This window comes from Mesobacillus foraminis (assembly GCF_004340465.1).
GTDB lineage: Bacteria > Bacillota > Bacilli > Bacillales > Cytobacillaceae > Mesobacillus_B > Mesobacillus_B foraminis.
In genome coordinates, this window is the sequence record NZ_SLVV01000020.1 from 24,857 (window position 1) to 35,836 (window position 10,980).

The window sequence follows — 10,980 nt, forward strand, 5'->3', positions numbered from 1 at the left end:
GTCACCACCTTAATAAAATTACCTGTATTTTCCCTTTATCTTGTTAAACTAAACTCCCTCAATAAACAAACACTTATCTCTTAAATACGCAGTTTTTCTCAATATCGCTATCCAACTTGTTTAATTTTATAGAGTTGATCAGTACGAAAAGAACACAATCAAGCAGTTTACGAAGAAAATGAGCGCAAGAAACTAGCCAACCTTCGGTTAATTTCCAAAGTTGGATAAATAGGTATATACGCACCAATGGATATCCACATATCTTATGGGGGTCTACCCTCCCAAGTCTCACAGAGTCTTCGCTCCTACATTCCTTCGTTCAACCTTTCCATAAGGTGGATGTCGGTCATGCTGCCCCACAGGATCTAGGTCCTAACGTTAGTTGCGTTGCCGACTAATCCCATGCTGATCTTGTCTGTTTAACCGTCCAAATCTATTTGTTAAAAGTCAGTTTTATAGTGATTAAGCTGCTATTGGTTCTTGAATAAATGCATGCATATGGGGGATATCCTTCAACATCTTCTCTTCCAACTGTTTCTTTCCGGTAGAAAAGAGAATGCGTATAAGCTTATTATATGTCCATCATTTGATCAACGCCTGGAATATCCTGAAGGAGTGTATCCAGAGTTTGGTCAAGCTCTTCGAACTTGGCGTGAATGAGTTCATACTTTTGAATTAACGCTCTTAATTCCATTTTAGCCATCATGGCGCCCTGACGAATGCCAATCGACCGATTGGCTGCTTCCTTTAAGGCCTGAATCTTCTTTATGCCTATACTACGTTTCACTGCTTGCCTAAGGTATTCTAGTAATTCAACGTCTGTATATCTCACCAATTCAGTAATGCTTCAAGCTTTAATAAATGAAGAGCTGCCTTCCCTTCCCAACTTTTAAAAACGGTAAAGAACTCTGGAAAGTATCGATCAATCCAGTTGTGTACCTTGTCCCTGCACAATTTGTAAGTCTACATTTAATAAATGCGTAATTTCTTCGCCACACGTAGGTCCGTGAAAACTCCTTGTGGTATTGTTGGTTCCGCGTTTCTACCATCTTTAACTAGTTGTGCAATGACTATTGCGTCTTTTACATCATTTTTTGTTGGAGAGTTATCGTCTAGCTCCTTACTATGCTTGACATGTAAAGGGTTGACCGTTACGAATTTAATCTGTTCCTCCTTTAGAATATGAGCTAAATTAAGCCAATAATGGCCTGTTGGCTCCATTCCAGTAATGACAGACTCCATTTCGTATGACTCTTTTATTTGATGAATCCAATTAATAAATGCCCTAAATCCTTCTTGGGTATTATCAAAAAAGCAAGTAGATCCAAGCTCCATCCCACGATAATCCTGTGCTCTAGCTACATGATGATGCTTGGCAATATCAATCCCGATTATTAGGGTATTAGATGTAATTTGAGCTATTTTATGATTTTGGTTATAATTCATGGTAAGACCTCCGAGTAGATGTTCTGTCCCTTTTAGCTGGCCAGCTCAGGACACATTCATCTTATCAAGAGGTCTTTTTTCATTCAAACCGCATTTTCAGTTATTACAGGAATGCTGCCCCTTTAATTGAATAAGAAAAATACCGGCTGGACAGCAGCCGGTTCTTTAACTCTTGCACCCGTTACTTTAAGTACATTTATTCACAAAGTAATTTTTTTACAGGTCATTTAGTGGAGCCCCAGGAAAATGCGAATTTACAACGTTAATCAAATTCAAACATAAAAAAGTCGAATTCCCTGTCCTTTAAGGAAAACGACTTTTTATACGGCTTCTTCAAGTAAATCCCCATTATCCTTTTTTTGGGGACTAAACTCTGCGCAGTTAAATTATACCTGTGCTAGCCCGCCATCTACGAACAATTCAACACCCGTCAAGTAACTGCTTTCGTCTGAAGCAAGGAAAGATACAGCGTTTGCTACTTCTTCAGGTGTCCCAATTTTTCCAGCTGGAACAGTATTTCTGCTATTTTCCAGTACCTCTTCAAGTGCATCACCAAAAAGCTCATCGTATGCAGGTGTAAGAATACCTCCTGGACTAACGACATTTACACGGATTTCAGTACCTTTTAGGTCAAGAATCCAGTTGCGAACTAGTGCTCTTAATGCTGCTTTAGATGCTCCATATACACTAAACGCTGGGTTGCCAATTGATCCAGCAGTAGAGCCCGTTACAATAATAGAACCTACTTTGTCCGGGAATAGTGATAACGCTTTTTGAACAGTAAAGATGGTTCCTTTAACGTTAATATCGAACGTTCTATCAACCTGCTCTTCAGTAATTTCACCTAATGGAAGGAAGTTGCCGATGCCTGCATTAGCAAAAAGAATATCCAACTTACCTTTTTCCTGATTTATAATGTCATATAGTTTGTCTAAGTCTTCAAGCTTAGAAATATCACCTTGAACACCGGTTACTTTCTTGCCAATTTGGTTGACAGCTTTATCAAGTTCGTTTTGTCTACGTCCCGTGATATAAACATATGCACCTTCATTTACAAATTTTTGTGCTGTAGCAAGACCAATCCCACTTGTTCCACCCGTTACAAGCGCTATTTTACCTTCAAATTTACCCATACTTAACACTCCTTTAGAATTAATTTTATTTTATTTCTAGTACCTTTAAGTACTTGAAGAACAACTTACAAGATATAGTATCCTTCAGTAAGCACATTATCGGAAGTACCCACTTTTTTGTGATATAGTAACTAAAAAGTAATAAATGTGGATTGGAGAGCTTTAGACATGAAAAAATTTAGCTGTGGGTTTGAAGTGACAAAGGAAGTTATTGGCGGAAAATGGAAAGGCCTTGTATTATACTTTTTAATGAATGGACCAAAGAGAACGAGTGAATTAAAGCGCATTATCCCAAATATAACTCAGAAAATGCTGATTCAAACACTTAGAGAGCTTGAAGCTAGTGGACTTGTAAGCAGAAAGATGTATAATCAAGTACCGCCGAAGGTTGAATATTCATCCACTGAACTTGGAGAATCTCTTAAACCTATCTTGCAGGAGCTCTGTCAATGGGGAGGCCATTATGCGGAGCAAGAGTATGCAGAAGGTGAATATGAAATTGTACAACCAGAACAAGTTTCATATTAAAGATAATATAATTTCATAGAGATCTAAAGGTATTATTCATCTTAATCAATACCTTCAGAATAAGGTTTAGGAATACTTGAACGCACTATCAAGATATAATATACATAATGTAATACAGCATTACCTAAAACACGGAGGACTACTTTAGATCTTTTGCTCACCTATAAAACTCAATCCCTTAATTGAATTTTCCATTCAAATAGACGCTTTCTCATTAAAGAAAAGCGCCTGACTGTAGTGAATACATTATCCTCATTATTCTTTTAATTTTGAATATTTTCGATAAGCTTTATAGAAACTGCTACCCAAGAAAACAACCATAATGGCGGGAATCAACCTCAAAAGGGCAAATGGTGTTTCAAATAAAAATGCTTTCCAAAATAATGCACCTTTCATATTCCAAAGACCTTCGGTTAAATATAAACCTGAATCTTTGTAAAGCATATATGAAACAAACAATAACAATAAACCTAAGCCAGATGAATAACTCATCAGTCTTTTATAATAATTACTCATTGATTGGCGGTCCGAGAAGATTTCATTTTGATTATCGATTACTTTTTGCCAATATTTAATTCCACCAAGAGATGAGCCATATATATAACTCCAACCGAAGTCTTGATAAATCCCTTTGTAATCTTTGGACTTTTTCTTTGATAAATAATCTTGATAATCCAGTCGCATCACATATCTCTTGCCGGTTTTTTCGAAAGTATATATACCGAATCCACTAATATTTGTACAACGATAGCCTTTTTGTAATTGCTCGTTCAGCCATTGTTCCTCTTTTTCAATATCAAAAAACACCTTAAACTTCTTCATTTTATTCACTTCCTTCGTACAAGGATAAAATATGCAATAACCTGTTTTGTTCCACTTTCAAAATTGCGCTTCCTTCCGAAGTTATCATATAAACTTTTCTCCGACCCGAATCTCCAACAGGTTCAATCCAACCATGCTTACTCAAGTTTTCAATCGCACCGTATAATGTACCAGCTGCTAAAATAACAGTACCGTTACTTATCTTTTCTATCTTCTGCATTACGGCATAGCCATGGAGCGGCTCACGCAGAGCTAATAAAATATAATGCATGGTTTCAGACAACGGTAATAATTTATGTTTCATACATTCACCCCCTATTCAGTTCAGCTATATAGTTAAACTTAATAATAATGTAATTCAGTTCAACTGAATAGTCAACCATATTTTTGAAATTAGGCAAAGAAACTTAAAGTAAAGCGTTGAAATCAAGGAGAGATTTAAAAAGTCGCTTTTTCCCTTACGTAAGGAAAGCGACTTTTGGTGTAGTCTTATTTAATTAATAGACCCATTGTGAACTGTAGTTACAAATCTTTCTTTAAATATTTACCATGTTTGTTGATTAAACAAAAAAAGGATTGGCTTTACACTCCCATTCGTTAAAAAGATTTAACAGTGTCAATTTAAACTATTTTTAATTAGTAAAGCTTAATTATTCATTCTAAAAAAGAATACTCCTGCAGTTTATTTATGGATAGTGATGATTTTATATGTTGCAATAATAGCTTTAAAAAAAAACAATTTTCTTCGTAAAAAAAGAAAGTTAAAAGTTTCTAACCGGTACGCAATATTTCCAAAACAGCAAGGCATTATTAGGCACCTACATACAGTTTCAGAAATAAAAAAACAACATGTCATCTTAACAAGCTGCTGTTTTTTGCTTCAATTTCTGTTCAACTAAACTCCCTCAATAAAAGAAGCGAAAACGCCGATTTACTCATGTTTTCTTAGAATTCCATAGTTATTTACCTTTCGGTAAATGACTTTATAATTGGAGGATCTTCTCTTGAAAGGATATTTTTGGACTCTGAAAGAAAAAAGAGCTTTAACCCACTAACCAACCTCTTACAAAAATTGGTGGACGGGTAAAAATATGACTGCACTGGTGGAAGTCCACATTTCTCATGGAGGTCAACCCTCCCATGCCTCACAGAGTCTTCGCTCTCAAATTCCTTCGTCCAACCTTTCCATGAGGTGGATGTCAGCCATGCTGCCCCACAGGGTCCAAGCCCGTAATTTAGTTGCTTTGCCGACTAATCCGTGCTTCAAATGTCTCCAAAATCTATAAAACAAGAACTATTACTTTTCTACACTAAACCAGAGTCACGCTGCCATTTCCGTCTTCTCGGCTAATGCCAAATGAGGAATATCCTTTAACATCTTATCTTCATTAAATTCAAATTGCTTTTTACCAATACTGAAGAGAATCCGGATTAGTTTATTACACAAAGCGATCAGGGACTGCATCTTCTTTAATGGATTATCCGGACGTTGAGTATAGTACGCATGTAATGCCTTGAATGCGGAATTCTTCGCAACGAGAATCATACAAACCCTGAATAACAGGGCCCTTAGTTTCTTCCGGCCTCTTTTTGTGATGGTCGTTTTTCCTTTGTGCTTGCCGGATGTATTTTCTTTTAAGCTTAAGCCAGCCAATTTGATAATTTGCCGGGGATGATTGTATTCGCCTAAATCCCCTACTTCCGCGAAGAAGCCGGCAATTGTATCCCTGCCCACACCTTTTATCGCTAACATTTGAGGAACACCTGGTATTTCATCAAGCAGACCATCAATTTTTGTATCCAATTCTTCGAATTGAGACTGGATTAATTCATACTTGGCCAAAATGGTTTTAAGCTCAAGCCTGGCCATTTCAGCACCTTGTCGAAGTCCGATGGACTTACTGGCTGCCTGCTTTAACTCCCGGATCTTGTTTAATCCAACACTACGGGATACGGACTTTCTTAAATGGACGAGCATCTCTTCTTCGGTGAATTCAGCTATTTCATGGGGTAAGGCATAGAGCTTTAAGAATTGTAAAGCTGCCTTACCTTCCCATTTCTTAAATACCTTCAGAAATTCCGGGAAGTACCGGTCAATCCAGTTGTGTACCTGTCCTTGGACCGTTTGAAGGCCTTCTGTTAAAAGATCGCGTATTTTCTTTGCCACACGGAGTTCTGCATAAACACCTTGCGGTATCGTAGGTTCGGCGTATCTTCCGTCCTTGACCAACTGAGCTATGACTTTTGCATCTTTCACATCATTCTTGGTAGGTGAGTTATCATCCAACTCCTTGCTTTTCTTGACGTGCAAGGGGTTTACAGCGACAAATTTAATCCCGTTTTCTTTTAAAATATGAGCGAGGTTAAACCAATAGTGGCCCGTTGGCTCCATGCCAACCATCACTTTATCCATTCGCTGTTCTTTTTTGATTTCCGTAATCCACTTTAGAAAATGCCCAATACCTTCCTTTGTATTTTCAAATTGACAAGGAGATCCAAACTCCATTCCCCTGAAGTCTTGAGCACGTGCCACATGCTTGAACTTCGCAATATCGACTCCTATAATAAGAGTTTGAGAAGTGATTTGAGCAATCTTCTTATTCTGGTTATAATTCATCATAAAGCCTCCTGGTTTTGAGAGATTTGTCCCTTTTGCTTGCCGGCTTCAGGACTCTCTCATTCTACCAAGAGGTTATTTTTTTGTTCAAACTCCATTTTCCTTCATTACAGGAATGCTGCCCCGTTAGCTAAATAAGAAAAGTCGACTGGATTACCACAGTGATTTCATAAATATAGCTCTGGCTATTGGAAAATAAAAGTACATGGTAATGTTATCTAAATAGCTTATAAATCAGTTGTTCTAGTAGTAACTAGATAACTTTGGTAATAGAAGTCATTTTGATGATTTGGTAGGTAATCTATTTGCCTTTAAATTATTGTCGAAATTTGAGGAGTAAAAAATATTCGCAAATCGAGATATTTATTATAAAATTTTCTCATATAGGAAAAATAATTAGAAAAAGGCAAACCTTTCGAAAGTTCGGGACGCAAAGTTACAGATCTAAGGTATTAAACTATGATGGCTGGGCTGCCTAAAATAGTACATATTTTAGGAGGATTTTATGGCTGTGGATCAAATACACCTCAATGAACAAGATCTAGATAGTGAGTGGGTAGATCTTATTAGAGAAGCATTAGAATTAGGAATACCAGCTAGTAAAATTAGGGATTTTCTTAATAAGTAAAATAGGACCATAAGTGGTCTTTTTTTTATGCATAAATCAATGCCGATGAATAGAAAGAAGTTTTTAAATAACCTCTTACCGATGGTCAATACACTCACCTTCGGTACTTACTAAAAAGAAAAAGCATCATTTTTATACGGTGATGTCACCCTTTAACTTATTGAATTCATTGAAATAAACACTTTATCGTTAGCTACGACCAATGGTATCGTTTAACTTCTTCCGATACCTATCTCTCCAGCTTTTCTCATCCTTGACTAGATCATCGCAGAAAGCAGCCACGTCCTCCCCCGTAAGGTCAGTGACTTTCTTGCCTTCCGCTGCTCCTTCCTCAAAAAGGTCGAGAATGCCTTGAAAGATACGGCTATTGTCCTTCCAGTCAGTCGAACCAACACCAGCAGTCCACATATATTTTTGGATAGCCTTATAAGCATTGCGGTACTCACTTGGAAGAGCCTTAGCACGTGCTTCCATCGCTTTCCATTCCAGCTTGTCATCCAGATTTCCAATAATTTTTTCAAAAATATTCAATTCACTTCTCTCCTTTTGATTTTATTTAGTCTTAAGTTGGTTAATTTTACTTGAGACGAAGCCCCATTTTTCCCAAAAAATTCTAAGCTGCTCTTTACCTGCTGCGTTGAGTGTGTAAAATTTTCTCGGCGGTCCCATAGTAGATGGCTTTTTCTCGATGTCCACAAGGTTGTTTTTCTCAAGCCGCATCGTAATCGTATAGACGGTGCCTTCAATCACATCAGTGAAGCCGAGTGCTCGCAGTTTTTGGGTGATTTCATAGCCGTAAGTTTCGCCGCGGCTGATGATTTCAAGCACACAACCTTCAAGCACCCCTTTCAGCATTTCCGTAATGTTTTCCATTATTTACCTCCATTTATATTTTCCTTACATTTTTTCATTACTCGGTAACAAGGATATTCTGCTTTACAGATATTTAGTGCCACTGACTACTGGTATATAGTATTACCAATTAGCGTCACTTGTCAATAAAACATTACGTCAAAAAAGCCCTTATCACAACCTCAATGGTGTTTTATCAAATTTAACAGCTTAGACACTAGCCAGACCACACGCGTTATTTTCCTAAAGTAAAGCTAAAAAATTTAAAAAGAATTGGTGAAGGGTTTGACACCAAGAACTCGCTCATTGTCTTGGACTGGCTTACATGGTTAAAAAACAAAAAGAGGATTAATAGTACAAACGGTCTCGACCTAACAAAATAAGCTACCTTCAAGGCTTCTAAAAATGAATGTACATTAAACAACTGCCTTTTTAAAAACAACAGTATAGTTCTAAAGAAAGTGTACAAAAAAAGAGCTAATCCTCTTGGATCAACTCTAAAAATAGAATAAGATCTATGTTCTGTATGAAGATTCATTACAGGAAAGAAATCAAAACTCATTTTTAACTCCCATAAGCTTATCAACTTGGTCAACACCAAGCTCATGCAGCATAATTCCCCTCTATAAATGGGTATCTGACCACTTCTTGTTCCACAAACCAGCCCACTTCGCTTTATAAAAAAAACTACTAATTAAAGCAGGATCTATACCTCTTGCACCAGTTGGAAACCAAGCTTGTCTCTATCAAATTCTTTTTCAATACAGTCGTAAGTGTCTAGGAAACTACTTTTATCCTTGCCGAACGACCTCCCCTTCTCTACTTACGAGCATCTAAAGCTGCCATTAAAAAGTTCAAAATAATTACAAGTTTAGTTTGTCTCTGAAGGTATAGCTTTAAAAACCAATTGAAATCCCATATCCTTTTCTTTAATGAAAGATGTTAGATTAACAAATTTTATTTTACGGAGTTCTTTATCGAAAAAAGTAAGGATCTCCCCTTCTCTTAAGTCGAATTGATTCAATAATCTTTGCATTTGCTAAGGGGGAGACTTTAAATATTTCATTCGTCATTTTATCCATAAATTCAAGTTTAAACAAGAAGGTCACCTCCATAAAAAGATGATAACTCAAACCGGATGTTATTGGGCCTTTAGTTTTGTCAATATAAGAGCTAATTTACCTGGAAATGCATCTGTTAATTTGGAAAACCATTATAGTTGTAGTTAGAGGGAAAGTGATATGTAGGGGTAACACAAAAACAAGTAATAATTTTTTATAAACTTTGTCCTTCCCCGTTAAACGGGAAAGCTGCCCAGAGCTTTTTGGCTTTATCCTTTTTTAATCATTAGTGTTTAATTAAGATGCTTCCCTATACTCTATTATTTTCAAAATGTCATCAATTGTACCCTGGTGTTAAATATATCGTTAAATTACAGGTGGGAAAAATAATAATATATTCATTTTTATTAATGATAATATTTATATTTTCCTTAATAAATATAATAACATTTATTATTCAAGTGTATAAAAAGGCGTGCATTATAAAAAAGTCAAAATAACTATTTAAATCTGCTACAGATTGGATAAGCATACATCCCCCCTTCCAAATTTTTAGAGGTAAATCCTTTTAATACTATCATCAAGAATCTAGATAATAACTATTTTAATTGCTCTTTAATAATAACCAGAATCTTCGATTACAGTAGTTGAAATATATTCAAAAGCATACAATTTTTATATCCATTAGCACGGCACTCTTTAAAAAATATGAAAATCAAAATGTCCAAGTATAAGTCATGTTAAATACCCTTTTGTGGAACTAGTTTGGGAAATATAGATGTGTTTAAGCTCCCCCACCCTTTTACATTAGGAAACAATAATCCATAAGAAGTGTTACCTTGGATTTATGTTCTTTTATTAGTATCGAACTAGGATTTACTCAGCCTCTGTAGAAAATTAGCTGTGCAGGTGAAATCGCACTAAAAAAAATAAAATGACCGTATTTATAAATCTAGATATACTCCAAAATCTATATTACTTTTTATTCTGGGTTTGACCGGTAAAACGAAGAATTATTAGTAATCAACCTGATTATAACTTATATCTTTTTCGGATCTAAAAGGTTTAATGATCGGACACCTTCATCGTTCTGTATAGTAAATAAAATTACATTCATCTTTGTGTTTATAATTGATAGAGAGAAATTTTAATTCTGTTATAATGGGTATGCCCTACTAACAAGATGAACTTATTCATATACATACCAAGTTTGAAAAACAAAAAGGTTTCAATATAGTGTTTATTATACCTGGTTCTTAAATGGTATACCTGATGTTGTTACCTATAATCGCAGAACAGGCCGAACTTTATTACTGCGCAAACATTTTAAATTTTTTTAGTTCCCATTGTATTTCTGTTGGTACTTAACACTCTACGGGTTTTCAAAGCCTATTCGGAAGGTTTTGAAACATACGAAATATAGATTCAGAACCCTTCGAACAACCTAAATTCCGAAACGTTTTGGTAATTAATATTAATATTAACATTATTAACTAAAATATTTTTTTACTAAGTACCTCCATTTTAAGTTCGCCTTATTAACATTAATTAAACATAAATGACTACAATAATATGAACAATATCAAGAACAAAGATATTATTGTTATTGTTAACTTTACTATATTTAATAGTGTTTATGTTTGTTTGATATAAACATTAATGAATCCAATGATGTACATGATTTTAATAACAAGAATAGTATCATTATTATTAACAATATTGTATTTAATAACGTTTATGTTTTCTTAACACAAACAAGAACAATATCAAGAACAAAAATGTAATTGTTATTGTTTATATTAATATAAGTAACAACATTTATGTTTGTTTGATATAAACATGAATGATTACATTGATGTAGATGATATTAATAACGAGAATATTATCATTATT

The 10,980-nt window shown here is 35.3% G+C and carries 8 protein-coding genes, 1 pseudogene and 1 riboswitch; of the genes and pseudogenes, 2 read left to right on the forward strand and 7 right to left on the reverse strand.

What is annotated here, in order from left to right:
- Window positions 1–574: 574 nt before the first annotated feature.
- Both EV146_RS28465 and EV146_RS25200 read right to left on the reverse strand, forming a co-directional pair.
- Window positions 575–1,446: pseudogene (locus EV146_RS28465) on the reverse strand (IS110 family transposase); the annotation flags it as partial.
- Window positions 1,447–1,832: 386 nt separating this feature from the next.
- Window positions 1,833–2,579, reverse strand: coding sequence for an SDR family NAD(P)-dependent oxidoreductase (locus EV146_RS25200; RefSeq protein WP_121614479.1), 747 nt, complete (start codon window positions 2,577–2,579; stop codon window positions 1,833–1,835).
- A gap of 168 nt (window positions 2,580–2,747) precedes the next feature.
- Here EV146_RS25200 and EV146_RS25205 point away from each other — a divergent pair, with 168 nt between their 5' ends.
- Window positions 2,748–3,107: a winged helix-turn-helix transcriptional regulator gene (locus EV146_RS25205; protein ID WP_050614601.1), complete on the forward strand. Its 360-nt coding sequence runs from the start codon at window positions 2,748–2,750 to the stop codon at window positions 3,105–3,107.
- A 255-nt stretch (window positions 3,108–3,362) separates the two neighbouring features.
- On the opposite strand, the gene EV146_RS25210 is transcribed toward EV146_RS25205, so the two are convergent.
- The 3 genes from EV146_RS25210 to EV146_RS25225 form a co-directional block, all read right to left on the reverse strand.
- Window positions 3,363–3,929, reverse strand: coding sequence for a DUF2812 domain-containing protein (locus EV146_RS25210; RefSeq protein WP_121614480.1), 567 nt, complete (start codon window positions 3,927–3,929; stop codon window positions 3,363–3,365).
- Between the two features lies 1 nt (window position 3,930).
- Window positions 3,931–4,233 carry a PadR family transcriptional regulator gene (locus EV146_RS25215; protein WP_121614481.1) on the reverse strand — a complete coding sequence of 101 codons (303 nt, stop codon included), beginning with the start codon at window positions 4,231–4,233 and terminating at the stop codon, window positions 3,931–3,933.
- A gap of 1,017 nt (window positions 4,234–5,250) precedes the next feature.
- Window positions 5,251–6,546 carry an IS110 family RNA-guided transposase gene (locus tag EV146_RS25225; protein WP_132011445.1) on the reverse strand — a complete coding sequence of 432 codons (1,296 nt, stop codon included), beginning with the start codon at window positions 6,544–6,546 and terminating at the stop codon, window positions 5,251–5,253.
- A gap of 395 nt (window positions 6,547–6,941) precedes the next feature.
- Window positions 6,942–7,025: riboswitch (cyclic di-GMP riboswitch) on the forward strand.
- 26 nt (window positions 7,026–7,051) lie between these two features.
- Here EV146_RS25225 and EV146_RS25230 point away from each other — a divergent pair.
- Complete coding sequence (locus EV146_RS25230; RefSeq protein WP_121614486.1) at window positions 7,052–7,174, forward strand: anti-repressor SinI family protein; 123 nt, start codon at window positions 7,052–7,054, stop codon at window positions 7,172–7,174.
- Between the two features lie 189 nt (window positions 7,175–7,363).
- Here the strand turns inward: EV146_RS25230 and EV146_RS25235 are convergent, their stop codons facing one another.
- Both EV146_RS25235 and EV146_RS25240 read right to left on the reverse strand, forming a co-directional pair.
- Entirely contained in the window at window positions 7,364–7,705 is a 342-nt protein-coding gene (locus EV146_RS25235) for a DUF1048 domain-containing protein (RefSeq protein WP_132011424.1), read from the reverse strand.
- 21 nt (window positions 7,706–7,726) lie between these two features.
- Window positions 7,727–8,047 carry a PadR family transcriptional regulator gene (locus tag EV146_RS25240; protein WP_121614488.1) on the reverse strand — a complete coding sequence of 107 codons (321 nt, stop codon included), beginning with the start codon at window positions 8,045–8,047 and terminating at the stop codon, window positions 7,727–7,729.
- Window positions 8,048–10,980 lie beyond the last annotated feature (2,933 nt).

Excerpts from the sequence above, each read along its gene's own strand:
- EV146_RS25200 (WP_121614479.1), bottom strand. The coding sequence starts at position 2,579 with ATGGGTAAATTTGAAGGTAAAATAGCGCTTGTAACGGGTGGAACAAGT.
- EV146_RS25205 (WP_050614601.1), top strand. The coding sequence starts at position 2,748 with ATGAAAAAATTTAGCTGTGGGTTTGAAGTGACAAAGGAAGTTATTGGC.
- EV146_RS25210 (WP_121614480.1), bottom strand. The coding sequence starts at position 3,929 with ATGAAGAAGTTTAAGGTGTTTTTTGATATTGAAAAAGAGGAACAATGG.
- EV146_RS25215 (WP_121614481.1), bottom strand. The coding sequence starts at position 4,233 with ATGAAACATAAATTATTACCGTTGTCTGAAACCATGCATTATATTTTA.
- EV146_RS25225 (WP_132011445.1), bottom strand. The coding sequence starts at position 6,546 with ATGAATTATAACCAGAATAAGAAGATTGCTCAAATCACTTCTCAAACT.
- EV146_RS25230 (WP_121614486.1), top strand. The coding sequence starts at position 7,052 with ATGGCTGTGGATCAAATACACCTCAATGAACAAGATCTAGATAGTGAG.
- EV146_RS25240 (WP_121614488.1), bottom strand. The coding sequence starts at position 8,047 with ATGGAAAACATTACGGAAATGCTGAAAGGGGTGCTTGAAGGTTGTGTG.